Source organism: Cupriavidus sp. FW306-01-F10A, from assembly GCF_058782785.1.
Genome location: NZ_JBYSYA010000001.1, coordinates 618,439 through 641,572 on the forward strand (window position 1 = coordinate 618,439; position 23,134 = coordinate 641,572).

At 64.2% G+C, this 23,134-nt stretch carries 21 protein-coding genes and 2 pseudogenes; 9 read left to right on the top strand and 14 right to left on the bottom strand.

Translation table 11 applies throughout. The annotated features are described in order from the left end of the window. Nucleotides 1-10 precede the first annotated feature (10 nt). The 3 genes from AC3WLF_RS02780 to AC3WLF_RS02790 are packed head-to-tail and all read left to right on the top strand — an operon-like array spanning nucleotide 11 to nucleotide 3,079. On the top strand, nucleotides 11-1,024 hold the full coding sequence (locus AC3WLF_RS02780; protein ID WP_439669149.1) for an AAA family ATPase: 1,014 nt from the start codon (nucleotides 11-13) through the stop codon (nucleotides 1,022-1,024). Then, nucleotides 1,002-2,024 (top strand): DUF58 domain-containing protein, encoded by a 1,023-nt coding sequence (locus tag AC3WLF_RS02785; protein ID WP_492316841.1) that lies wholly within the window; start codon nucleotides 1,002-1,004, stop codon nucleotides 2,022-2,024. The genes AC3WLF_RS02780 and AC3WLF_RS02785 overlap by 23 nt, the downstream gene beginning before the upstream one ends. Beyond that, a complete protein-coding gene (locus AC3WLF_RS02790) occupies nucleotides 2,021-3,079 on the top strand; it encodes a VWA domain-containing protein (protein WP_492316840.1) in 1,059 nt (352 codons plus the stop codon). Before AC3WLF_RS02785 ends, AC3WLF_RS02790 begins: the two co-directional genes overlap by 4 nt. Nucleotides 3,080-3,308: 229 nt before the next feature. Here AC3WLF_RS02790 and AC3WLF_RS02795 read toward each other — a convergent pair whose 3' ends face one another. After that, a complete protein-coding gene (locus tag AC3WLF_RS02795; RefSeq protein WP_492357795.1) occupies nucleotides 3,309-3,554 on the bottom strand; it encodes a helix-turn-helix domain-containing protein in 246 nt (81 codons plus the stop codon). Between the two features lie 8 nt (nucleotides 3,555-3,562). On the opposite strand from AC3WLF_RS02795, the pseudogene AC3WLF_RS02800 reads away from it, so the two are divergent. Continuing rightward, a pseudogene (locus AC3WLF_RS02800) lies at nucleotides 3,563-3,781 on the top strand (3-keto-5-aminohexanoate cleavage protein); the annotation flags it as partial. 125 nt (nucleotides 3,782-3,906) lie between these two features. On the opposite strand, the gene AC3WLF_RS02805 reads toward AC3WLF_RS02800, so the two are convergent. From AC3WLF_RS02805 to AC3WLF_RS02820, 4 genes are all read right to left on the bottom strand, one after another. Beyond that, on the bottom strand, nucleotides 3,907-5,304 hold the full coding sequence (locus AC3WLF_RS02805) for an efflux transporter outer membrane subunit (RefSeq protein WP_492357796.1): 1,398 nt from the start codon (nucleotides 5,302-5,304) through the stop codon (nucleotides 3,907-3,909). 10 nt (nucleotides 5,305-5,314) lie between these two features. Then, on the bottom strand, nucleotides 5,315-6,493 hold the full coding sequence (locus AC3WLF_RS02810; protein ID WP_492316837.1) for an HlyD family secretion protein: 1,179 nt from the start codon (nucleotides 6,491-6,493) through the stop codon (nucleotides 5,315-5,317). Then, entirely contained in the window at nucleotides 6,494-6,949 is a 456-nt protein-coding gene (locus AC3WLF_RS02815; RefSeq protein WP_492316836.1) for a DUF3302 domain-containing protein, read from the bottom strand. A gap of 69 nt (nucleotides 6,950-7,018) precedes the next feature. Then, nucleotides 7,019-7,444 (bottom strand): hypothetical protein, encoded by a 426-nt coding sequence (locus AC3WLF_RS02820; protein ID WP_492316835.1) that lies wholly within the window; start codon nucleotides 7,442-7,444, stop codon nucleotides 7,019-7,021. A gap of 269 nt (nucleotides 7,445-7,713) precedes the next feature. Between AC3WLF_RS02820 and AC3WLF_RS02825 the strand changes: the two genes are divergently transcribed. Then, a complete protein-coding gene (locus AC3WLF_RS02825) occupies nucleotides 7,714-8,190 on the top strand; it encodes a hypothetical protein (RefSeq protein WP_492316834.1) in 477 nt (158 codons plus the stop codon). Nucleotides 8,191-8,558: 368 nt separating this feature from the next. Here the strand turns inward: AC3WLF_RS02825 and AC3WLF_RS02830 are convergent, their stop codons facing one another. The 3 genes from AC3WLF_RS02830 to AC3WLF_RS02840 form a co-directional block, all read right to left on the bottom strand. Further along, complete coding sequence (locus AC3WLF_RS02830; protein WP_492357797.1) at nucleotides 8,559-11,552, bottom strand: ATP-binding protein; 2,994 nt, start codon at nucleotides 11,550-11,552, stop codon at nucleotides 8,559-8,561. After that, on the bottom strand, nucleotides 11,552-12,202 hold the full coding sequence (locus AC3WLF_RS02835; RefSeq protein WP_492316832.1) for a response regulator: 651 nt from the start codon (nucleotides 12,200-12,202) through the stop codon (nucleotides 11,552-11,554). Before AC3WLF_RS02835 ends, AC3WLF_RS02830 begins: the two co-directional genes overlap by 1 nt. A 303-nt stretch (nucleotides 12,203-12,505) precedes the next feature. After that, complete coding sequence (locus AC3WLF_RS02840) at nucleotides 12,506-13,042, bottom strand: GNAT family N-acetyltransferase (protein ID WP_492316831.1); 537 nt, start codon at nucleotides 13,040-13,042, stop codon at nucleotides 12,506-12,508. Between the two features lie 282 nt (nucleotides 13,043-13,324). Between AC3WLF_RS02840 and AC3WLF_RS02845 the strand changes: the two genes are divergently transcribed. Continuing rightward, the gene (locus AC3WLF_RS02845) at nucleotides 13,325-13,687 is read left to right on the top strand and encodes an EF-hand domain-containing protein (RefSeq protein ID WP_492357798.1); all 363 of its coding nucleotides are present in this window, start codon (nucleotides 13,325-13,327) and stop codon (nucleotides 13,685-13,687) included. A 320-nt stretch (nucleotides 13,688-14,007) separates the two neighbouring features. Here the strand turns inward: AC3WLF_RS02845 and fabI are convergent, their stop codons facing one another. The 4 genes from fabI to AC3WLF_RS02865 all read right to left on the bottom strand — a co-directional run bounded on the left by fabI (nucleotide 14,008) and on the right by AC3WLF_RS02865 (nucleotide 19,388). Beyond that, nucleotides 14,008-14,790, bottom strand: coding sequence for an enoyl-ACP reductase FabI (gene fabI / locus AC3WLF_RS02850; RefSeq protein WP_492316829.1), 783 nt, complete (start codon nucleotides 14,788-14,790; stop codon nucleotides 14,008-14,010). A 76-nt stretch (nucleotides 14,791-14,866) separates the two neighbouring features. After that, complete coding sequence (locus AC3WLF_RS02855; protein WP_492357799.1) at nucleotides 14,867-16,057, bottom strand: acetate/propionate family kinase; 1,191 nt, start codon at nucleotides 16,055-16,057, stop codon at nucleotides 14,867-14,869. Between the two features lie 4 nt (nucleotides 16,058-16,061). Beyond that, nucleotides 16,062-17,000 carry a phosphate acetyltransferase gene (locus AC3WLF_RS02860; protein WP_492357800.1) on the bottom strand — a complete coding sequence of 313 codons (939 nt, stop codon included), beginning with the start codon at nucleotides 16,998-17,000 and terminating at the stop codon, nucleotides 16,062-16,064. Nucleotides 17,001-17,066: 66 nt separating this feature from the next. Further along, entirely contained in the window at nucleotides 17,067-19,388 is a 2,322-nt protein-coding gene (locus AC3WLF_RS02865; protein ID WP_492357801.1) for a DUF3141 domain-containing protein, read from the bottom strand. 244 nt (nucleotides 19,389-19,632) lie between these two features. Here AC3WLF_RS02865 and AC3WLF_RS02870 point away from each other — a divergent pair, with 244 nt between their 5' ends. Beyond that, nucleotides 19,633-20,154 (top strand): hypothetical protein, encoded by a 522-nt coding sequence (locus tag AC3WLF_RS02870; RefSeq protein WP_492351010.1) that lies wholly within the window; start codon nucleotides 19,633-19,635, stop codon nucleotides 20,152-20,154. Nucleotides 20,155-20,229: 75 nt separating this feature from the next. Here AC3WLF_RS02870 and AC3WLF_RS02875 read toward each other — a convergent pair. Beyond that, a pseudogene (locus AC3WLF_RS02875) lies at nucleotides 20,230-20,328 on the bottom strand (NAD(P)-dependent oxidoreductase); the annotation flags it as partial. A gap of 256 nt (nucleotides 20,329-20,584) precedes the next feature. Between AC3WLF_RS02875 and AC3WLF_RS02880 the strand changes: the two are divergent. Continuing rightward, a complete protein-coding gene (locus AC3WLF_RS02880) occupies nucleotides 20,585-21,523 on the top strand; it encodes an amino acid ABC transporter substrate-binding protein (RefSeq protein WP_492357802.1) in 939 nt (312 codons plus the stop codon). Between the two features lie 188 nt (nucleotides 21,524-21,711). After that, nucleotides 21,712-22,023 (top strand): hypothetical protein, encoded by a 312-nt coding sequence (locus AC3WLF_RS02885; protein WP_011617361.1) that lies wholly within the window; start codon nucleotides 21,712-21,714, stop codon nucleotides 22,021-22,023. A 69-nt stretch (nucleotides 22,024-22,092) separates the two neighbouring features. Here AC3WLF_RS02885 and AC3WLF_RS02890 read toward each other — a convergent pair whose 3' ends face one another. Beyond that, entirely contained in the window at nucleotides 22,093-22,983 is an 891-nt protein-coding gene (locus tag AC3WLF_RS02890) for a hypothetical protein (RefSeq protein ID WP_492351008.1), read from the bottom strand. Nucleotides 22,984-23,134: the final 151 nt, after the last annotated feature.

Consider the following 23,134-nt stretch of genomic DNA (forward strand, 5'->3'; position numbering starts at 1 on the left):
GCGGGGGCCTATGAACGACCAAACCAGGGGCGCAGTGGACAGCGCCGAGTTGATGGAACGCCTGCTGTATGAGGTGAAGCGCGTGGTGGTGGGGCAGGACCACTTCCTCGAACGGGTGCTGGTGGCGATCCTTGCGGGTGGCCACCTGCTGGTGGAAGGCGTGCCGGGCCTGGCCAAGACGCTGACCGTCAAGACGCTGGCCAGGACCATGAGCGGCTCCTTCAAGCGCATCCAGTTCACGCCTGACCTGCTGCCGGCCGACCTGATAGGCACGCGCATGTATAACCAGGGCACGGGCGAGTTCTCCACCGTGCGGGGTCCGGTCTTCGCCAACCTGCTGCTGGCCGACGAGATCAACCGCGCGCCGGCCAAGGTGCAGAGCGCCTTGCTGGAAGTGATGGAGGAGAAGCAGGTCACCATCGCCGGCGAGTCCCATCTGGTGCCCACGCCCTTCCTCGTCATGGCCACGCAGAACCCGATAGAAACGGAAGGCACCTACCCCTTGCCTGAGGCGCAGGTCGACCGTTTCCTGATGAAGGTCCTGGTGGGCTATCCCAGCGAGGAGGAGGAGGCCGTCATCGTCAACCGTGTCACCGGCCCCAGCATCAGCGTGAGCCCCATCGCGACGCCGGAGCGCCTGGCAAGCCTGCAGGACGAATGCGGCAGGATCTATGTGGATCCGAGCCTGCTCCAGTATGCAGTGCGCGTGGTGGCGGCCACCCGCAAGCCGGGAGGCTACGGGCTGGAGGACCTGGATCGATACATAGCGTTCGGTGCCAGCCCCCGCGCCACCATCGGCCTGATAGAAGGCGCGCGCGCCCTGGCGTTCCTGCGCCGCCGCCACTATGCGCTGCCCGAAGACGTGGTCGACCTCGTGCCGGATGTCTTGCGCCACCGCCTGGTGCTCTCGTACGAGGCCATGTCCGACGGCGTGACTGCCGACCAGCTCGTCACCCGCATCCTGCAGGCGCTGCCGGTCCCGGAGCGCCCATTGGAATCCCATGTTCGGGCGCCTGCGCAATAGGCGCCGGAGCGGCCCGGAAGCCGCACCCCGCAGCACACCCGCCGGCACGGCGCTGGCCAGCGTCGACCCAAGGCAGACCGAGGCCTTGCTGCGCCGCCTGGAATGGACCGTGGTGCGCCGCCTCGATGGCCTGCTGCAGGGCGACTACCGCACGCTGTTCCGCGGCTTTGGGCTGGATCTTGCCGACCTGCGCGAATACCGCCCCGGCGACGACGTGCGGCACATCGACTGGAACGTGACGGCGCGGCTGCAGACACCGCACGTGCGTGAGTACCAGGAAGACCGGGAGGTCTCCGTCTGGTTCCTGCTGGACCTGAGCGGATCGGTCGGTTTCGGCTCCGGCAGCGTGAGCAAGCGCGACCTGCTGAGCGACTTCACCACCGTCATGGCGCTGCTGCTGACGCGCTATGGCAACCGGGTCGGCGCCCTGCTCTACGGCGGGGCCACAGACGCGGGCGCGTCGGTGGTGCCGGCGCGCTCGGGGCGCCGGCACCTGCTGCACCTGCTCGACCGCATGCATGCCACACCGGCCGCGTCGCCGGGCGACACCCGCTTGCGCGACCTGCTGGAGCGCGCACGGGCGGTCGCGAAACATCGATCGGTGCTGTTCGTGGTCTCCGACTTCATCAGCGCCCCGGGCTGGCAGGCATCGCTCCAAATGCTGGCCCGGCGCCATGAGGTCGTCGCCGTGCGGCTGGTCGACCCGCTGGAGATGGCCTTGCCCGACCTGGGCCTGGTCGTGCTGCAGGATGCCGAAACCGCAGAGCAGATGTTCGTCGACACGCACGACCCGGCCTTCCGCAAACGCTTCGCCGCCGCCGCCCAGGCGCGCGAGGACGAGTTGCGCCTGGCCTTCACCAAGGCCGGCGTGGCGTGCCTGACGCTGTCGACCTACGCCCGCCTGGACCTGGCCCTGCTGCACTTCACCCGCCGGCGCCGCCATCGTCGAGGGGCCGCTGCGCCAGCAAAGCAGGAGAACGGGCCCAAGGAGGCAGCATGACCGATGCCATAAGCCGGCTACCCGTCTTCAGCTTCCTGTGGCCAGGCATGCTGTGGTTGCTCGCGCTCGTCCTCGTGCTGTCCGCTGGCTACCTATGGCTCGACAGGCGCCGGCGCCACGCCACGGTGCACTCTCCCACCCTGAAATCCGTCGGCGTTGCCATCAGGGGCGGCGCGACCTTGCGCCGCCACGTGCCGCCCATGATGCTCCTGCTGGCCCTGGCCGCGCTGACCCTCGCCATCGCCCGACCCCAGGCAGTGATGCTGCTGCCCTCGCACATCGAGACCGTGGTCGTGGTCATCGATCTGTCCGGCAGCATGCGCGCGCAGGATATCCAGCCCAGCCGCATCCGCGCCGCCCAGCAAGCGGCCAAGGTTCTGCTCGACACACTGCCCGCGGGCGTCAGCGCGGGAGTAGTCGCTATGGCCGGCACCGCCGCCGTGGCACAGGCCCCCAGCCGCAGCAAGGATGCCGCGGCCACGGCGATCGACCGCCTCAAGCCGCAAGGCGGCACGGCGCTGGGCAATGGCCTGCTCATCGCGCTGACGACGCTGCTGCCGCAGACGGCTGGTGACGCCGAGCGCCTCATGAACGGCGACACCACGCCGCTGCAAAAGCCGGACGCATCCCGCAGCGGCGAAGCCGTGACGCCCGGCTCTTATCCCTCCGGGGCGATCGTCCTGTTTTCCGACGGTGAAAGCAACACCGGCCCGGCCGCGACGCAGGCGGCGCAGCTTGCCGCCGCGCACGGCGTGCGCGTTTATACCGTCGGGGTTGGCACGACCGACGGCGTGGTGCTCTCGGTCGATGGCTGGTCGGCGCGCGTCAGGCTGGATGAGAAGGTATTGAAGGAAGTCGCCAATGCAACAGGGGCAGAGTACTTCCCGCTTGAGAATGCCGCGCAACTGAAAAAGGTGTACCGGGCGCTCAATATGCGGCTGGCATTTGGCAAGCGCGAACAGGTGGAAATTACTGCGTTCTTCGCCGCGCTGGGGGCGTTGCTGGCCACGTGTGCGGGGCTGCTGTCGTTGTGGTGGTTCGGGCGCGTGATGTAGGCACGGTGGCTCTGGCGGAGGAAACCCGGGCGTCCCTTTGCCGCAGCTGTGCCCCACACTCGGAGCCACTCAGTCACCGCCCCCTGCCCACAACGAAGTCCCAATAGCTCTTTCGGAGATCGGATCCTCGCACCGAGGATCGGAATCCATGCGCGCATTGTAGCTGGCTCATCAGCGTTTCCGCGGCAGACTTCGTCGTTGCCCCCGATTTTGCGGTCTCCAACAACGGCTATTTTCCGCGCCTTCCCCTGTCTGCTGGTTTAGTGTCGCGCCACCGCGTCGGCGTCATCCCGAACTGCGCAGTGAACCAACGGAAAAACGAGCCATAAGCGGAGTATCCGAGCGACTCGGCAATGCGTCCCAGCGAGAGGCTTCCGTTCTCCATGTAGTGGATGACGAGATCGCGCCTTACGCCATTGACCATGTCGGAGAAGACCTCTCCGGCGCTTTCGAGCTGGCGTTGCAGCGTGCGCACGTTTATTCCTGCATGCGCTCGAAACGCTGGACCGCATGGTGCGCAAGGGGGTCTACAAGGGCCCGCTGAACCTGACCTGCATCGGCATCGGTGGCGGCCACCATGGTCCGCATCCGTACAACCTGTTCGACTTCATCCAGCGTGCACCGGATGGCTGCACCGTTACCGCCGAGTCGTTGTTCAAGAACGTACTCCCGTGGAACACGATGGCGTTGGCGTTGGCGATGGGGATGCCGATGCTGCTCGAAGAAGTCGCGCGCTTTGACGCGCATTCTCAAAGCAAGAAGTGAATCTCTTCCATCCAGCACACCATGCCAGTCAGCTTCATGCTCTGACTGGCATTTTGACCCATTCAAGCGCTTTCCATGGCTTTCCTGCTCCAGTCACCCCCTAGCGCCAACAATAGCGCAATGCGCTGGTTGAGATGATCGCCCCTCAGGTGGATCAGATCCATCTCGGCAGCCAGCATTGTCTGCCGAGCCTTCAGGACGCCGCGCGGATCGGAAGCACCAATGCTAACGCGCGCCGCCTCGCGCTGTACCAATAGCTGGCTCTCGTTCACCCGATCCTGCAGTTGCCTGGTGCGATCTGCAAGATTCGATTCGGCACGCAACCCCGCATCGACCTCGCCCAGTGCCTGCAGGGCACTGTTGCCATAGGCGATCATGGCGGCCTTCTGCTCGGCGCTGTAGTAGTCCGCCCTCGCCTTGAGCGCTCCTCCCGTGAACAGCGGCGCGAAGATCGCGCCATTCAGTCCCTTGATCGGAGTGCCGGACTGGTTGAGCAGCAGCACGTCGCTACGGATGCCGGTAATGGCCGCGCTGATTGAAATGCTTGGCAGCCGCGCTGCCTCGGCGGACTGCCTCAGGTCGAAGGCCGCGGCGACGCGGTGCGCCGCGGCAGTCAAGTCCGGGCGGCGATCAAGCAGGTCTGCAGGCAGGCCTGCCTGCGGGGCTATGGGCATGGCGGGCAACTCCAGCTTCGCCACACTATTCCCGACTTCCCCGGCAGGGTAGCGGCCCAGCAGCAGCTCCAGGGCTTGCGCGGCCTGGCTCCTGGCCAGTTCGGCCTTCCGCAGCGAATCCACCTGCGTGCGCAGCGCATTTTTCGCTTCCACCGGTTCAGTATCCGGTGCCGCCCCAATGGCAACCCGCCGCTCGCTGATCTGCACCAGTTGCTCCTGTACCGCCACGGCCTGTCGCTGCCGGTCCTCCAGCTTTGCTGACCGGACCAGCGTGAACCATGCTTTGGCAGTAGCGGCTGCGACGACGCGCTGCGCCCAGAGATATTCGTCCGCGGTAGCGGCATACTGGGATTTTGCGGCACGCGATTGTGCACGGATGCGGCCCCAGAGATCGATCTCCCAGCTCGCACCAATCGAGAGGAACTGGGTTTCCGAATGGCCAGCCCTGCCCTTCACGCCCGCGCTCGGTAACAGGCCGCTGCTTTGCATGGTAACGAGTGCCTGCGCCTGCTCGACGCGCACCGCTGCCAGCCTGAGATCGCCGTTGTGCGCGATCGCTTCCCGGGCCAGCCGCTGCAGCTCAGCATCGTCGAAGCTTGCAAGCCAGTCGTCCGCGGGCTCGCCTGCTGCGGCCTCGTTTGCCCAGGTGCGCTGCCCTTCAAGCGCGGGGACCGCCTGGCCTCGAAGGCTGGCGCTATCCGGCGGCGCCTGCAGGGCGCAGCCAAAGAGCATGGCGAGCGGCAGCGCCAGCAGTACCGGAAGGGTCTTGTTGAGAGATGACGACACAGGCTTGCCTTTAATGGAGCTTGAATACCAGATAGTTCAGCTTGGAACTGACGCGCAGGAAGACCATCCGAACGATATGGAACATCTTCATGTGCGAGGTGTAGATGGCACCCGCGCCGACCGCCCCGACCGGAAGCATCTGGCCCTTCGATTCGTCGCGCAGGTCCAGCTTGACGGCGAACCGGTTCGGTACGGCTTCCGTGGCACCAGTGTTCGGAATCATTCCACCCTGCGCGAACTGGCCTTGTGATTGCGCCCAGACGATCGAATCCACCCTTGCCTTGATGATTTTACCCGGGTGCGTCGGCAGGTAGATCTCGGCGGCATCCCCCGTCTTGACGTTGTATAGCTCGTTCTGCTTGTAGAAGGCGACCACCTCCTGCTCGTCCTCAACGAAGCTGAATGCCGGCGAGAACGGAAACGGGACCAGCATCGTGCCCACGCGCACCTGCAGGTTCACGACCTTGCCGTCGGCGGGCGCCCGGTACTCGGTTTGGCCAAGTTCCCATCGGGCGTTCTCGAGCATGACTTCGGTTTCCGCGCGCTTGGCGCGCGCCGTGGCGATGGCGGCGAATTCCCCCTGGCTTTTGGCAGACAGCTTCTGCCTGGCCTCGTCCTCGACGGCTTGAGCGCTGACCAGTTCGCCTTCCAGTTCGTGCCGCCGCGCCAGGGCATCTTCCCGGTCAAACTTCGATCCGGCACCTGCCGCAAGCAGTGCCTCATGTTCCCTGAGCCGCTGTCGGGCGAGCGACAGCTTGGCTTGTACCGTGGCAACCTTGCCGGCCGCTCCGCGCACGGACTCGCTGAGTTGGCGAGCAACGGCCTGCGCTTCGGCAAGCGCGGCATCGTCCGCCATCAACCTGCCCTCAAGTTGCCTGACCGAGGCCTGATAGGGCGTCGGGTCGATGCGCAACAGGACATCGCCTTTCTTGTAGTGCCGGTTACCCTCGGCCGGAAGTTCGACAATGCGCCCCCTTGCCTGCGGCACCACCTGGAGCACCTTGCCGACCACCCTGACATCATGGGACGAAGGTGCCACCACGTTCAGCGTCAGGACCAGCAGCGTCAGGGCAACCACCGGAATCGTGACCACGATGACCATGGACGTCGTGTTCCATGGCAGCCATTTGAACTTGAAAAAGATCAGCCAGACGGCCAGCGCGTAGATAGCAAGCAGCAGCGCATCCATTCAGCTCTGCTCCCCTGCGCCGGACGTAGCGCCGCGTGCCGGCGCCCGCAGGGACGCGACGTTCCCGGGCCGGCCGATGGGGGCATGTGCCGCGCCTCGCGCCGCTTCGTCTTCCGGCAGTTTGTCGGTGCCATAGGCCGCCCGGTAGAACACCGGCTTGGTGTGTGCCCAGAGCCAGGCCATCGGCCACAGCAGTCCGCCGAAGAAGAGCGAAAGCAGGCATAGCGCATGGATGGCTTCCCTTTGCGGATGCTGTTTCCGGTGGGCGACCTTATCCGGCCAGATATGCAGCATCCAGAACAGGTAGATGGCTGCGAGCGGCACGAATATCATCACCACCCAGGAGATGGCATTGGCGGCGCTCTCGAGGGCCTTTCCGCTGAGGAAGGAGGCGAACGCTGGTTCATGCATTGCCAGCAGGCCAACGCCCGCCAGCAGATATTGACGCAGTTTCATCGGGGAAATAGAGAGATCGGGCACCAGGGCCCGGTGTTTGACTTGCCAGGTACTCGGTTGGATTGAGAACTACAGTGTGCTGGCCGGCGCAGTACCCGCTGATTCGCTGCGGCTGTTCCTGGCGGCGCTATCCGGCATGCGCCCCGCTTGCCGGCCGGATTGTGCATCCGCCGGGCAGTTCCGACACGGGCTGGCTGGAACCGGCCCGGTTGACCTTTCGCTGTTGCCGGCCGGCACATCGTCCGCGTACAGGAGGTTGTACTTGCTCTGGCCGGCATTGCTGGCGGCACGGCAGGCCGCGGATTGCAGGCCGGCGCCAGTACCGGAGCAGGCTTCCGGCCGCGCGGCGGTGTCTCGCTGCGCGTGAGCGGGCAGGTTCTGCGCGTACGATTGCGCGGCGCCGGCAATCAGCAGGGCCATGACAAGGTTGGGCACCCCACGACCGCGCGCGCTGGCGCCCGCTATCGAGACAGCCGAAAGGCAGTGCTTGATCATTCCTGTAGTTTCCTTCGAAGTGGATCAGATACCGTCGACGCAAACCGGCGCGGCCGGTCGCATCTCCGTGGATGTGCACACCTTATGCCGGTGGCGCGGGCGGGGCTATCAAAGAAATTAGAAAGTGAGGGTGCGTCGAATCGATGCGCGCCAAGGGCCGCCCGGCATTTCGAATTCCTTTGATGGCCACCATGGCGAGGCAGGCTTACTCTGTCCGCCGTCGTATGCCCTCCCAGGTGAAGATCAGGTTCACCTGAACTGACTATCCAATGAATGCTGTTTCCGCGATTTCCACATGTGTTATTGCCATTGCCACGGCAAGCGCCATCTCAGGATGCGCGATCCCTACCTCTGAGACCTGGCATCCGTTCCAGGAGCCCTGGCCGTGGACCAAGATCGTCACTGTCAACCAGACCGATCATGACGTGCTGGCACTACGCGCCGGCCCTTGCGAGACCGGACCCGCGTCGCGGCGCTCGCTGTCGGCACCCTCCTTCTGCTTCCTTGGCACCAAGCCGGAGGGGCCCATCGCGATAACCTGGAGCGATGCCATAGCCGGCACGGAATTCCATGCCGCATCCGAACAGGGCGAACTGCTTGCCTCGACGGCACCCCTGCCACGCCTTTGGCGGGAAACGCCTCATGCGGGCAACGCCATCGGCAACTTCCTCTGCGTGGTCCTACGCAATGATGCGCGGGTAGATGTTGCCGTTACCGCCAGCGCAGAAGCCTGCGCCGTTCTTTAGGACGCCTCTGGCATGTTGCTCGGCGCGGTAGACCGGCTGCCGCCAGCCCGGTCTACCTCCGCGGTGCCGCCGTGCACACGGCAAGAGCAAGACTTCTACGATTGCTCATGAACTCTCCTGAGGAGGTGCCAGGCCGGGGCATGGCGCCATCTTTCCCCGGTGGCGGGGATTCGCGCCTCGGTGCGGCGGCAATCAGCGCCAGCCAATGCGCCCGGCCGGGGCACAGAGAAAAATACCCCCCGTACAGGCGGGCGAACCAAGGGCCTCGCAAGGGGGCAGTACCCAAGACGAGTGAGTGGTGCCTTAAGCAGGCATCCAGCCTTCCCCTCAATGCTGACCGCGCCCAGGTGCATTCACAATCATAGAAGTCAGAAAGCCAGCGGACGGGAACCGCAGGCGACCCCGTTCTCACCACGCCCGCGCTCGCATACGCTCATCAGGCCTTGAACGATGAAGGCGGACTGCAGTTCGATCTCGTCGTCCCAGCGCTTGGCTTCAGCCACGTGGCCGTGCAGGTCAGCGCAGAGTTCGGACAGTCCTGAGCGCCCCACGACCCCGAGCGTCCCCGCGATACGATGCAGCAGCCGTTCCATGTGGCGGATGTCTCGCGCTGCCCGGACCGCCTCGAATTCGTTCAGGTCCACCATGGTCTGCGCCAGGAACGCTTCGGCGTATTCTCCGGCGACCGACGGCAGCTCAGGGAGATCGTCATCGGTTAGCAGCACTGGCGCCGCCCCATCATCCGTGTGTGGCGGGTCGGCCTTGCCGGCAACAGCATCGAGCACCGAAGCCAGCGTCGCCAGCGACACCGGTTTCGTGAGATAGCCGGTAAATCCGCTTGCCAGCCCCTCGGTAACGTCCTTCGGTCTCGCGCTTGCGCTTACGGCATAGACGGGTATCTCCGGCCTGCACCGCCTGATTTCACGAAGCAGGTCGAATCCATTCATTACGGGCATGTCCACATCCGTCAGCACTGCATGCACGCCCTGCTGCGACAACACTGCCAAGGCCTCGTTGCCGTTGCCTGCTTCGATAACGCTCGCACCTAACAGGTGAAGCTGGTCGTGCAGCAGTTTCCTGTTCAGCAGATTGTCTTCCGCGACCAACACGGAAAGGCCCGCGAACAGCGCTGCAGACTGATCGTGTATGGCAGCCACGACACGGTCTTCGTCGACATGCCTGGTCTCCGGAGCATTATTGAGGACCGCCTGTGCAGCGGCATGGATACCGGCCAGGCTGTAGGCAGACACCTCCCGGCTGCCATCCGGCCGTATGGTCGGGACGAGCGGGCCCAGTTGCTTGAGCCACACGATAGTGGCGGGGTTCCGCCACCACGCTATGACTTGGGCCGGATCCAAGGACTCGGTCACGAGCAGGCAGTCGAACCTGTCCCCGTCAATGGGCTCGTCGATGCTGGACCGAAAAAATGGCTGTGATGATCCCCAGTCGAAATGGTTCAGCATTCCTTCGAGGCACTCTGGCTCACGGGACAGGACCAGCGCGCGGCGCGGCGCCGGGCGCCATTGCGCCGGGGTCTGATGCCCGCCCGGCGGGCTGAGCGGCAGGCGAACCGTGACGCGCGTGCCAACGCCTAGTACGCTGTCCAGCGTGATACGTCCGTTCATCCGCTTCACCAGCCGCATGCAGATTGACAGTCCAAGCCCGGTCCCGCCGGCCTGCGCGAGACGATTGTTGCCGACCTGGGAGAATGGCTGGAACAGCCGTTCCTTGTACGCCTCCGGTATGCCAACGCCGGTATCGGTGATGACGATCTCAAGGTTTTCATCCACCCATTGCGCGCGCAGGACAATCTTCCCCGCCTCGGTGAATTTGAACGCGTTGCCAAGCAGGTTGTTGACGATCTGGGTCAGGCGCACCGGGTCAAGATTGAGCCGCGCCGGAATCTCCTTGCCATATACCGCGAAGAAGCTCAGCCCACGCCGCGCCGCCAGCGGAGCGTGCGAGATTGCAATGCGACCCAGGAGTTCCGTGACGACGACGGGCTCCTCCGCCAGACGCATCGCTCCCACGTCGAGCTTCGAAAAATCGAGCACGTCATTGACGATCTGCAGCAACCCTTCGGCCGACACCTGCATGGCGCTTACCCGCGCCCGCTGCTCCGGCTCCAGCCTACCGAGGGCCACGAGCTCCATGTTTCCCAGCAGCGAGGAAAGCGGCGTCCGTATCTCGTGGCTCATCGACGCAAAGAACGCCACCTTGGCCTTGGCCGCAGCCTCGCTGGCGAGCCTCGCTTCGTGCAACAGCTGCTGTGCGCGTGCCGCTTCGGCATAGGTGCCGGTCAGGAAGCGATAGTTCCAGTATCGATACATCGCGAACAGCAAGGCGAGAAGCGCGGCCGTAACCAGGCCGGTTACAAGCAGTTCCTGCCGCATTTCCCGGAACTGCTGCCCTAGCGGCAGTGCGAAGACCAGGTGGCCGAAATCCGCAATGAGCAGCGGGCGCCGCAGGGCCCATCCATAGTCCTGGACCCAGTGAAACAGCCCCTCCGGAAGTCCCTCCAGCCTGGCGTCCAGGCGCCGTGCGTTGGCCCGTGCACCTGAAGCAACCAGTGGCGTGCCCAGGCGATCGACGACAATTGGCTCCGGGATCGACAAGTTCGGCCAGGCTGGCCGAAGCAAGTCTTGCAGCGGGATCCGCGTCAACACGATGGCGTAAAGTGCGTCGCCTTTCGCGACCAGCGATGCGCCAACCATCTCCGGACTCCCTCCGGCCGCATTCGCCGGGATGCCCAGCCATATGACACGCTTCTCCCGCGCTGCCTGCAAGAGATCCATGTCGCGGCTCGGGAACCGTTCAAGAATCATCGTGGTGATGCTTGACGACGACAGCGGCGGAAGGGCCGCAGCCACGCCGGATCCCGATGCGTCGGGCGCTTCATACCGATACGTCGCCCCGTTCGCAATCGAGATCATCTCGATCGAAGGCTTCTGGCTTGCGGCAGTCAGCGTCCGGACAGCCTGGTCGCAACTCTGCTCCAACACCGGATCGGGAGGCGCAGACGGAGACACCTGTGTGCATAGACTGCCGGCATGCCCGCGCTGCGCCACGGGGACTTTGCCATTGCTGCGCAACTCAAGGATCAGGTTCGTCGCCGTCAGGGTGCTGCGGCGTTCGAGCACCGCATCGACGACGCCTTGCTCATACAGGCGCGCGACCTGCTCCTGGGCGCGCAGGGATTCATTCAGGCGGGCAAGCATTGCTGCCGAAGCGATCGCGATGGCGACCAGCCCCAGCAGCAGGACCACCATCGAGAACACACGGCGCTCCCGCTGCAGATTCCGCTCAACCGAGTGGTCGGCGTGTAGTGGCGATTGCTGCGAGCGCTCGCGCTCTTCCTGCATCAGGTAAGACCGTTGTCGCGTGCGTACGTGACAAGGTCCGCATTAGTGGTGATATTCAGCTTGCGCATTGCCGAGCGCTTCTGCGTCGCAATGGTAGCGAGCGATCGATGGAGATATCCCGCGATTTCCGTGAGCGTGCTGCCAGTCGCGAACATCCGCACAACTTCGATCTCCCGCGGGGACAGCGGGCTTGCCGTGCCGTTGACCAACGCCCCCGCACTTGACATCCTGGCCGCTATGCCCGGCGACAGGCGCTGGCCAGTACCTGTTATTGCATCGACACAGATTTGCCTCAGGATGCCCGGCTCCTCGTTCTTCCCGACGATGGCCGCAACGCCCATCTCCTTGATGCGCGTGAGCAGTCCGCCATTGGTCAACATCGTGAAAACCACGATCGGTGTATGTGGACGCGACTGCCTGAGCCGGTGGATCAGCCGAAGACCGTCATCATTGACCTGGGAGCGCTCCATCGTGAAATCGGTGACGATAAGGTCAGGTTGTTGCGTTTGTAGCGCCGCAAAGAGCTCTTTTCCTGACGAGCATATTGCGCAAATCCCGACATTCGGGATCTCGCTCAAGGTGGCCTTGACTGCAAGTTGAATTACCGGATGATCGTCTGCGATGACGACGGAGATGACAGGTGGCGGCATGCGCGTTAACTCAGACCGGCAGCACGCTTGTATGGATCGGGGCGACGTGCCCAACCGGCGGAACTGGCTGCATAGAGCACCGGATTCTACCAAGGGGTACTCACCTTCATTTGACAAAACGGGACATATATTTGGCTGATCGTCCCACGCGGAGTAATCGTACTGCGTCCCAGTCAAAGCTCTTCCAGGCGCGATTCCTGTCTAACCGTGCACGCGAGAAGCTAGCGTAAAGAGCACGCGTTTATATAGATCACCTCAAACGGAAGACATCGCAGCAAGACGCTTGCACCTATTCTCGCTGCCTTAAAGCGCAAGCGTCACCACGCGCAGCGTGGCATCGTCTGGACACGCTAAATCGGCAAATCCAAAACGTTTAGCCAGTCGCCGCATGGCGGTATTCGACGACAAAACATACCCTTCCATGCATCGATAGCCGCGGCTCCGAGCGATGTCGATCAGTGTGCCCAGCAGTCGGCTGGCCAGGCCGAGCCGATGCCAGTCATCGGCGACAGTCACCGCAAACTCGCAGGTATCGCTGCCCGGCGCGGCGGCGTAGCGTGCGCCACCCACAATAGACGACACCTTGTTTTCCGTGGCAAGCGCTACCAGCGCAAACTCACGCTCGGCCGACGGATGCGTCGCTTGCTCGAGCATCGCTTCCGGCAGCTGTTGCATGGCGGCCATGAATCTGGCGTAACGCGCATCGGCAGAAAGCCTGTTAAATGCCGCTAACAGGCCGACCTTGTCGTCTTCGGTAATCTCCCGCACCAGCACTTCCCGTCCATCGCACAGGGGCACGGTGAACGGGACGAAGTTTGTCGCGTCAGACTTGGCTTGCATGGCAACGGTGTCGTAAGGAATGTAAGCGAGTTCGTTGAATCGCCCCGCAGCATTTGATAGTAGCTGATCCGGCGCAGTTTTCCGATATCGAACATAGGCGATTACGCACGACATCGCCGCCATCGAGCCGTGTTGTCGCGCCAGTCCGACCGGAATCAATTTGCCCCCGGTCTCCGCTACGAGCGTCTAGAATGCTGGGTGAGCCAAGACTCACAGAAGCTCGAATGGAAGTCGTTTCCGTGCCAAAGGTCCAAACACACATAATGAACTGAGGAGAGCGACATGACCGTGCGCAAATTGCCAGCAGTTGGTTTCGCAGTCCTGATGGGACTGATTTCTATAGGCGCGACCGCCCAGCCGGCACCAGGATCCCAACCGGGAGCGGCGCCAGCCGAGGTGCCGAAAGCTCCCCCGACTACCGCCCAGGCCAAGGCTCTGATTGCCGAGCGATTCAAGGCTGCCGATTCCAATCATGACGGCAAGCTGACTCGTGACGAAGCTCAGGCGGGAATGCCAAAGGTCTACGAAAGTTTCGACAAGATCGACGTAAAAAAACAGGGTCACGTCACCGAGCGCCAGATCGGTTCCTATTGGATGAAGAAGACCAAGGATCAGATGCAGAAGGAAGATCCGATCTGGAACTGAAGGAGCTGCAGCAATTCCTTGTACTGCTCATGGGATGATGAAGCGGGAGAAATAGAGTCGTACCTCTTGCCCCTTGGGAGCCTTGAGAGAGAGGCTGTCAGTCGAGGCTCCCAAACCTCGATGCCATCGCAAGGCATCATGCATCCCCTCTTGAACCGGCTGGATGAGCCTTGTGCCGTCAACCCACTTTAGTTTCCTCGTGGAAGCTTGGCTGGCTGATACGTTCACGCATAGTGGCCACCCGATGCCCAACGACTGGATGCCAGCTAGACTCCGGGCGCCACCCTTTTTCCTCCCGCGCTGTCAAAGAGCGCTGCGTTTCACGCCATGATATTGACGCCGCCATCCACATACAGCGTTTCGCCCGACAGCCGCCGGGCGTAAGGCGTGGCCAGGAAGGCGCAGGTGTATCCCACATCCATAATATCGACCAGCTCGCCAAGTGGAGCGCGTTCCACGGCGTCAGCAAGCATCAAATCGAAGCTCTTCAGCCCGGACGCAGCGCGAGTCTGCAGCGGTCCGGGCGAGATCGCATGCACGCGAATGCCGCGCGGGCCCAACTCGTACGCCAGGTAGCGTGATACGGCTTCCAGGGCGGCCTTCACCGGGCCCATGACGTTGTAGTTCGGCACCACCTTGTTGGCGCCGTGATAGCTCATGGTGAACATCGTGCCACCATCGCCCATCAGGGGCGCTGCCAGCCGGGCCATGCGCACGAAGGAGTGGCAGGACACATCCATGGCCTTGGCAAAGCCTTCGGCCGAACAATTGAGCAGGCCGCCCTGCAGATCGTCTTTCGGCGCCCAGGCCACCGAATGCACCAGGATATCGAGCTTTCCCCACTGCTCCCCGATCCGCGCAAACAACTCGTCCATTTCCTCCTGGCTCGTGACATCCAGGGGGAGGAAGATGGAAGCGTCAAGCTCCTGCGCCACCGGCTCGACAAACTGGCGCGCCTTTTCGCTGGCATAGGTAATCGCCACCTCGGCACCCAGTTCGCGGAAGGCCTTGGCGCACCCGTAAGCAATGGAGTGCTCGTTCGCAATCCCGCAGACGAGTGCGCGGGCGTTGGCGAGGATAGGCAGTTGTTGCGCTGCAGTCATGTCACTCTCTCCTGGATTCATTGTTGCCAGCGAGCCGTCGCTGCCATGCCGCTGGCTTGGTCGGCTGTAGCGGTGGTCATCGAGCGGGTGCCGCCAGGACCTCCCTGGTATGCCTGGCAATCATCAGTTCCTCGTTGGTCGGGATGACCCAGACCGGGACATGGCCCGAGGCTAAGCTGATGCGTGGTCCGTCGCTGGCGTTCGCCGCGGGATCGACACTCACCCCCAGCCATGCCGCCAGCCGGCATACGCGCTCGCGGATCGGCGCGGCATGCTCGCCGATGCCAGCGGTGAAGACCAGCGCGTCCAGCCCCTGTGCGGCGGCGGCCAGCGAACCAAGCTCCCGGGCGACGCGGTACGTGTACAGTTCGACGGCAAAACGGGCCTGCTCATCGTCGCTGGCGAGCAGCGCGCGCATGTCGCTCGACAGGCCGGAGACGCCAAGCAGACCGGACTTTCGATAGATCAGGTCCTCGATGGCGCGGGCATCCATGCCGAGTTCGCTGATCAGGTAGAGGATGACGCCCGGATCGAGGCTGCCGCAGCGAGTTCCCATCGGCAGGCCATCCACCGCAGTGAAGCCCATCGTGCTGGCCACGCTGCGCCCCGCCACCAGCGCACACATGCTGCTGCCGTTGCCGAGGTGGGCCACGATCGTGCGGCCCGCCGCCGCACCCGCATCAACGCTCGGGAGGACATTGGCGATGTACTCATAGGACAGTCCGTGGAAGCCGTAGCGCCTGACGCCGCGCGCGCTGATCTCCGCGGGCAATGCGAATGCCTGTGCCACTTCCGGCTGCGCCCGGTGGAAGGCGGTGTCGAAGCAGACTACTTGGGGCAGTTCCGGGCGCCTCTCGGCAAGGATGCGGATCGGTTTGAGATTGTGTGGCTGGTGCAGGGGTGCGAGCGGGCATAGCGAGTCCAACTCTGCCAGTAGCGCGTCGGTCACCCTTTCCGGCTGGGTGAAGCGTACCCCGCCGTGCACCACCCGGTGCCCGACCGCGCTCAGCGTATGCCCTTCCCCATGGCCGCGCAGGAAGTCCGCCAGGAAGGCAATGGCCCCCTCGTGCCCGAGCGTGGTACCGGCATCCCACCGCCTGGTCTCGACCTCAGCGCCCACGGCGTCGGTGGCGTGGAATGCCGGTGCCGCGTAGAGACCTTCGATGCTCCCGCGCAGCACCAGCCTCAGTGCATCGTCATGGGTATTGTAGGCACAGTACTTGATGCTCGACGAACCCGCATTCAGGACCAGGATCAGTTCGGCCATGGCATCACCCCGCCACCTGGCCGGACTCGCGGCGTGCCTTGGCCACCAGCGCGGCCACCGCGCACGACGCCAGCCGGGTCATGACCGGGTCGGCACGGCTGGTCAGGATGATGGGCACGCGCGCGCCCAGCACGATGCCTGCGGCGTCGGCGCCGGCCAGGAAGGTCAGGCTCTTGGCAAGCATGTTGCCGGCGTCCAGGTCAGGCACCAGCAGGACATTGGCGCGCCCGGCCACCGGTGAGTCTATCTTCTTGATCCGCGCCGCGTCCAGGCTGATCGCGTTGTCCAGCGCAAGCGGTCCGTCGACGATCGCGCCGGTGATCTGGTGGCGGTCGACCATCTTGCACAGCGCGGCGGCATCCAGTGTGGACGGAACCATCGGGTTGACGGTCTCCATCGCCGACAGTATCGCCACGCGTACCTCCTTGACCTGCAAGGCATGGGCCAGGTCGATCGCGTTCTGCAGGATGCCGGCCTTCTCGGCAAGCGTCGGGGCAATATTGACGGCGGCGTCGGTGATGATCAGAGCGTCCTCGTGGCCGGGCACATCCATCACGAAGCAGTGGCTGATGCGCCGGCCGGTGCGCAAGCCGCTGTTACCCGCGACCACGGCTCCCATCAGCTCATCGGTGTGCAGACTGCCCTTCATCAGAGCCTCGGCCTTGCTTTCGCGCACCAGTTGCACGGCGGCCGCCGCCGCCGCATGGCTGTGCTCGGCATCGACAATCGGGTACTCGCGGATGTCAATGCCGGCCGCGCGCGCGGCGTCCTCGATGCGGGAACGCGGCCCAACCAGGATCGGCGCGATCAGGCCCAGCCGGGCGGCCTCTGCGGCGCCTTCCAGCGAAGACTGGTCGCACGGATGCGCCACCGCGGTCGGTGTAGGCGGCATGGCCTTGCAGTAATCAATCAGGCGCTGGTACTTCTCATGCTTGGCGTTCACGGGCTACTCCTGCGTCAGGGTCGTCGGTGTCGGTCTGCTGCGAGGCGTGTGCCAGCCGGCGGCGCGCTAGGACGCGCGGGTGAGCGGCGCGGCCGCGCCGCGGACGCGTTCCGGCTTGGCGCCGAGCGCCGTGCGGATCCGCTCCAGCATTGCCGCCTGCTCGACAGTGGGCGTGGCGCCAAGCAGGCGCTCATCGACACGCAGCTTCTCCGCCAGCGCCTGCAGCCGCTGGCGGTCGGCCTGATACCTGAGCAAGGCCGGCAGCGTCGCGAGCGCCTGTTCGGGCGCGTACCGCGTGATCAGCTCCTGCCTGCCGCGGATCTCGCGCCAGGCGTCCGGCTCAAGTTCCGGCAGCAGATCGGCGTAGTCCGTGACCAGCTCCTTGCGCAGCTCCAGCCTGGACAGCGGCAGGGGCTCACCCCTGCGGCTCAGCAGGCAGGCCAGCCGGGCAATGGCCTCGGCGTATCCGCCTTGCCCGACCGTGGCCAGCGCCGCTTTGACTTCCGGCAGGTCATGCGGGTCGGTCGCCGCCGGGGCACCCGTGCGGGCGGAAGGCTCGCTCCTTGGCTGGAACGGGAACAGGTTGGCGTACACGTTGAAAAAGGTATATTCGGTCATCGCATCGCGCACGGCCCGGTATGCGTCCAAACCGGCGCTGAGCATTTCCGCGCCCACCTGCTCTTGCTGCCGCAGCGGATGATCCGGTTCCAACGTTTGCCGGCTGGCCCGGACCGCGTCGGCGGCGGGCTTCAACCATGCCATCCACGGATTCAGGTCCGAGAACAGCCAGTTCTGCATGCGTAGCGGATGGAATTCGCGCAGCACCCGCGCTGTCATCTCATTGGACACCGCCTGGACGTAAGGCTGCGCAAACAGCTCGTAGGCGCGCTGCGTGAAGTCCGACAGGTTGGCGACCGTCTCGAACGGCTTCTCGTCAACACGCTCAAAGCGGTTAAGCCTGCTGGCGATTTCCTCGAGCGAGTGCTCCTCGAACTGGACCTCATAGTCCACGCCATTGCTACCCTTGCGCTCACGGATGACCATGCCGTAGAGCCCAGGCGGCAGCAGTTCGATGCTCTTGAGCACCGAGACAATCTGTGCGTGCTCCTTCTGCGCGACCTTGCCGGAGACGAAGATGCCCAGATGGCCGACGCTCCGGTGCATCATGCCGACAATCACCTGGCCGCGAGCCTTGATCTCCTCGGTACTGCCGTAGATGTCCACCACCCAGTTGAATGCCTGCTGCGGCGGCGTGATGTTGTCGCCCATCGAGGCAAACAACACGATGGGCGAGCGGATCTCGCGCAGATCGAACGCCTTGCCGCCGGCGTTCTTGACTTCACCGCCCCAGAGCTTGTTGCCGACGAACAGGTTGCGCGTGATCCATTCGATCTCCTCGCGGTTCATCAGGTAGTAGCCACCCCACCAGCGTTCGAACTCAAGAAAGCGCGGCGGCTCGGTATCGGCCTTCTTGTACAGGTTGTAGTACTTGTCCCAGAGACTGTTGGACGGATTCAGGTTTTCGAAATTTTGTACCAACCAGGCGCCGTCAAACTTGCCGTTGCCGAGATCCGCCGTATACGACGCCAACCACGTGCCGCCCAGGAGCCCGCCGGAATAGCGCATCGGGTTGTCGCCTTCGCCCTCGCTCCAGGCACCGCTCCAGTACGACATCGGCGCGCCGTTGATCACGATCGGCCCGGTGTCGTCCGGGTCCGAGGCGCCGAGCATCATCGCAGCCCAGCCGCCTTGGCAATTGCCGATGATGGCTGGCTTGGCGCTGTGTGGATGCAATTCACGCACTCTCTTGATGAACTGTTGCTCGGCCTCGCACACGTCCAGCAGGGTCTGTCCCGGCTCGGGATCGCGGAAGAAGATGACAAAATACACAGGATGGCCGGCACGCATTGCCACGCCGACCTGCGAGTCGTCCTTGAAGCCGCCGATGCCCGGGCCATGGCCGGCACGCGGATCGATGATGACGTAAGGGCGGCGGCTATCATCGATCGTCACGCCATCGGGCGGGATAATCTTCAACAGCGCGTAGTTGACGGGCCGTTCGAACTGGCGGGCATCCAGAACGGTCTCGTAGCCAAAATGCAGGACCGGCTTGAGCCCCTGCATGGTGTTTTCGACAAAGTTGTTGCCCCGTTGCCTGAGCGTGTCCCAGAACAGGATGGCACGCTGCATGCTGTCGATGGCATAGGCATAGCTGCTCATCGGATCCATGCCGGCCATCGGGTTGATCGGGCCTGCGCCCGGCTCCCCAACGGCTTGCTGCACGCGGCCACTAAAGGCCTCCTGCGCATTCTTCAGGCGCTTTTGCAGCACCATGCCGGTCTTGAGGCCAACTTCACGCGCGTGCACCAGTTGCTTTGCTGCATCCATGCCGTTCTCCGCTGCGAATTTTGTGACACGGTTGGCCAGGCGTGGTAGCCCAGCCCCCGATGTGCGTCGTGCTTCGAACTATAGTGTCGACCTTGGTCGCAATAGAACTTAATCTTTTCGGACGATGAGATAAGAAGGATTTCTTTCCAGGACGGCAGGATGAATGACCATATCCTATTGGACTCTGCGTGCGCTATGCTGAACTGGCGCGGCGCACACACCGCGGACCCGCTGGAGACCGATCATGCGTTATCGCCTGCCCGCCTGCGTGACTGTCACAGTGGCGGCCCTTGTGCTGGGCGCCTGTGCCACCCTCCGGCCCCTGGAAACCGCAGAGGGCATGCTCGGCGGCCCGCAGCATGCCGTGCGCGATACGTTCGGCGCTCCCACGGAAACCTACCAGCTCGCTGATGGCACCACTCGGTGGATTTATTCGAAACAGCCGCTCGGCTTCGAAGTCTACGCGGCAGACTTTGACGCCAACGGCAAGCTTACGAGCTTTCGGCAGATGCTGACCGAGAAAGAAATCTACGAGGCACGCCCGGGGGTCTGGACCAAGCAGGATATTGCCGAGCGCTTTGGCCGTCCGCGCGAGCCCATCCAGTACTACCCGCTGATGAAGCGCGAGGCCTGGTCTTACCGGCTCTATGCGGGCGCCTACATGCCAGCGCATTTCAGTGCCTACTTTGACGAACGCGGCGTGCTCGACCGGACCATGATCATCGTCGATGCGATCGGCGGCGACACGCGAGACGGCAGCAAGTAGGTCGGCCTCAGGCCGCATTGGACAAGAACACCACGATAAGGGCCGGAAGGAGCCGGAGTCCATCCGAAGCAACGCGAGTCGTCGTGCATCCATCAGATTTCGCGTGGAACTGTTCAGCGGACAGCAAAGCACAACGAAATCCGCCGACGGCAGAACCTCGTCGATTTGCTCAGATCGGACACCTGCTGACGCGGATCAGGCGCTGGGCACCGTACGATCGATTCGTATTTCTCGATCGATCCCGGTGTTCCGTCCTTCTCGACCAGCCGCACGGTACCGCCGAGTCCGAGTTATAGACGATTGCCAGACGGCCCAGGCAAGGCTTTCGGGGCAGGGAATTTGCTTATGACAACAATGTCCTTCGCCCGCCCCAACCAAGGGTATACCCTCTCGTCTTTGCCTTTGCCGGCCGCTTTCCGGTTTCCCCCGCATGCCTGCCTTCACCCTGCCCGCCCTGTCCGCCCGACTCCTCCGCGCCCGCCGCTCGCTGGCCGCCGTCGCCCTCGCCGCCATGTCCGCGGCCGCGCTGACGCCGGCACTGGCCAGCACCCAGAGCCCTGTGCTCGACAAGATCCGCGAATCCGGCACCATCGTGCTCGGTTACCGCGAGTCGGCGCTGCCATTCTCGTTTGCCGATGACAAGGGCCAGCCGGCCGGCTATGCGGTCGACCTTTGCCTGCGCGCTGCCGAAGCAGCGCGCCAGCAACTGGGCCTGAAAGACCTGAAGGTGCGCTGGATGCCGCTCACGCCGCAGAACCGCATTCCCGCCGTGGTCAACGGGCTGGTGGACCTGGACTGCGCGCCCAACACCAATTCGCTCGAGCGCCAGAAGCAGGTTGCGTTCAGCGTCTCGCACTATGTGTCGACCGTGCGCATGCTGGTGCACGCCGACTCGGGCATCCGCTCGTTCGGCGACCTGCGCGGCAAGACCGTGGTCACCAGCGCCGGATCGACCGGCGACCGCCACGTGCGCCGCATGAAGGCCCAGTACGGCTACCACGACGTCTACGCCAAGGACCATGGCGAATCGTTCCTGCTGCTCGAATCCGGCCGTGCCCAGGCCTTCGTCATGGACGACGTGCTGCTGGCCGGCCTGCGCGCCCGCGCCAAGGACCCGTCGCAATACGTGATCGTGGGCCCGGCGCTGTCGGTGGAGCAGAATGCGCTGATGCTGTCCAAGGCCGATCCGGAATGGAAGCGCCTGGTCGACCAGGCGCTGGCCAACACCTTTGCCGGCCCGGAGGTCACGGCGCTGCAGAAGCGCTGGTTCCAGCAGCCCATCGGCAACCGCGGCATCAACCTGGCGCTGGCGCCGTCCGGCGAGGTGCGCGCGGCCTGGAAGCACCCGTCGGACGCGGTCACGGAGTAAACGGGCAAGCGGTCCCGAACCCCAATTGGGCTGGTGCCGCAATTCAGGGTTTCCATGAGGCCGTGGCGCCGGGGCAAGCCCCAAGTTGACAGCGATGAGCGATGTTGGCGACACTGGGCCGAGCCGTCCCGTGCAAGGGAGAGGCCACATACACGACCGCCCGACGGCGGCATTTCTCAGGAGAAACCATGAACAAGTTCGTCGCGACCGCGATCGCACTCTGCCTTGGCGCCGCTTCGCTGGCCGTGCAGGCACAGACCGGCGGCAAGAAGCAGTTCGATCCGTATTCCCAGGGCGCCAAGTCGGGTGAGAAGTTCGACCCGTACAGCCAGGGGGCCAAGGCCGGCGACAAGTTCGACCCGTACAGCCAGGGCGCGAACAAGAGCACCCGCAGCGACCTGACCGACGCTTCCGCGCCGGCCGCCGAGCAAAAGCCGGCCAAGAAGTCCACCAAGAAGAAGAGCAAGAAGAAGGCCGCTTCGGCGCCGGCTGCCAGCTGAGCCGCAAGCGCCTGACGCAAAAAAACCCGCCTTGGCGGGTTTTTTTGCGTCGTGCCCAGGCGCACAAGCCTATGGCGCTTGCGTGTCGCGCTCCAGCGCGGTGACATCGACGCGTTGCACCTTGTCATCCTGGCGCACTTCAGTGCGCAGCACGAACGCGTCGGCCGGGCAATACCAGTCGGTGACGTGCATCACGGTCGGCTCAACCTGCACCACTTCTTCGCCAACCAGCACCGGCCCCAGCGAGGTGCGCTTCTCGAAGGTAACCGGCAGGCATTCCTTGCGCCCCAGGACGGTATTGATCGTCTGCCGCTTGCCGACGTGGCGCGAGCCGATATGGATCGACGCATGCTGCGCTCGCATGGTGCTGACCACTTCGTCCGATCCCAGCGGATAGACCTTCAGCGAGACACTCGATTCAAAGGTCTCGCCCTCCAGCGTGGCGCCCTCGCGCAGGTCCAGGCCGGCGTAGTTGAACACGCCCATGCCGCGGAAGGCCGCCTCACCGTACATGCGCGCGTAGCGCGCGCGGGCGTTGATGACGGCATGCTGGCTCTCGATGCTGGTCGGGCCGCCGGGCGAACTGCGGTCGATCACCACTTCATGCACCTGGGTGGTAATCACCGGCGGCCCCATCAGCGCCGACAGGGCAGTCTTGGAATTGATCTCCAGTTGGGCGCGGCAGCCGGTCGGGCTGCGCACCACATCGCGCAGGGTCATGCTGACCGACATTGGCATCACGCCGTCGCCTTCCATCTGCACATGCGAGCCGGAGCGAAACCATGGGGCACTGCACAGCACGGCCGCCGCCGCTGCCTGCGCCTGGCTTGCCGCGGCCTGCGCCACCGCCGGGCCGGCGCCCGGCAGCACCACACCCTGTGCGCCGGCATGCTGCGCCAGAGCCATGGCCGCGCCCGCCACCAGGCCTGCCAGCCGGTCTTGCTGCGCCTTTTTCTTCACATGAATCCCCGTCTAGAGTTTCCAGGCGCCCCCCGACCCAGCGCCCGGCCTGCCAGGCGACCGCCTGGACACTGAAATTATCGCGTTTTGTTGCATGTGTAACTCGGATTTTTCGCGCAGATCCTGTGGCAGCCGGTGGCCGACGCGCTGG

Bases quoted from the DNA above. Each gene is read 5' to 3' on its own strand.
- AC3WLF_RS02845 (WP_492357798.1), top strand. From the start codon at position 13,325: ATGACCGTGCGCAAATTGCCAGCAGTTGGTTTCGCAGTCCTGATGGGA.
- AC3WLF_RS02790 (WP_492316840.1), top strand. From the start codon at position 2,021: ATGACCGATGCCATAAGCCGGCTACCCGTCTTCAGCTTCCTGTGGCCA.
- AC3WLF_RS02830 (WP_492357797.1), bottom strand. From the start codon at position 11,552: ATGCAGGAAGAGCGCGAGCGCTCGCAGCAATCGCCACTACACGCCGAC.
- AC3WLF_RS02840 (WP_492316831.1), bottom strand. From the start codon at position 13,042: ATGCAAGCCAAGTCTGACGCGACAAACTTCGTCCCGTTCACCGTGCCC.
- AC3WLF_RS02815 (WP_492316836.1), bottom strand. From the start codon at position 6,949: ATGAAACTGCGTCAATATCTGCTGGCGGGCGTTGGCCTGCTGGCAATG.
- AC3WLF_RS02865 (WP_492357801.1), bottom strand. From the start codon at position 19,388: ATGGATGCAGCAAAGCAACTGGTGCACGCGCGTGAAGTTGGCCTCAAG.
- AC3WLF_RS02825 (WP_492316834.1), top strand. From the start codon at position 7,714: ATGAATGCTGTTTCCGCGATTTCCACATGTGTTATTGCCATTGCCACG.
- fabI (WP_492316829.1), bottom strand. From the start codon at position 14,790: ATGACTGCAGCGCAACAACTGCCTATCCTCGCCAACGCCCGCGCACTC.
- AC3WLF_RS02820 (WP_492316835.1), bottom strand. From the start codon at position 7,444: ATGATCAAGCACTGCCTTTCGGCTGTCTCGATAGCGGGCGCCAGCGCG.
- AC3WLF_RS02855 (WP_492357799.1), bottom strand. From the start codon at position 16,057: ATGGCCGAACTGATCCTGGTCCTGAATGCGGGTTCGTCGAGCATCAAG.
- AC3WLF_RS02880 (WP_492357802.1), top strand. From the start codon at position 20,585: ATGCCTGCCTTCACCCTGCCCGCCCTGTCCGCCCGACTCCTCCGCGCC.
- AC3WLF_RS02780 (WP_439669149.1), top strand. From the start codon at position 11: ATGAACGACCAAACCAGGGGCGCAGTGGACAGCGCCGAGTTGATGGAA.
- AC3WLF_RS02870 (WP_492351010.1), top strand. From the start codon at position 19,633: ATGCGTTATCGCCTGCCCGCCTGCGTGACTGTCACAGTGGCGGCCCTT.
- AC3WLF_RS02810 (WP_492316837.1), bottom strand. From the start codon at position 6,493: ATGGATGCGCTGCTGCTTGCTATCTACGCGCTGGCCGTCTGGCTGATC.
- AC3WLF_RS02835 (WP_492316832.1), bottom strand. From the start codon at position 12,202: ATGCCGCCACCTGTCATCTCCGTCGTCATCGCAGACGATCATCCGGTA.
- AC3WLF_RS02885 (WP_011617361.1), top strand. From the start codon at position 21,712: ATGAACAAGTTCGTCGCGACCGCGATCGCACTCTGCCTTGGCGCCGCT.
- AC3WLF_RS02785 (WP_492316841.1), top strand. From the start codon at position 1,002: ATGTTCGGGCGCCTGCGCAATAGGCGCCGGAGCGGCCCGGAAGCCGCA.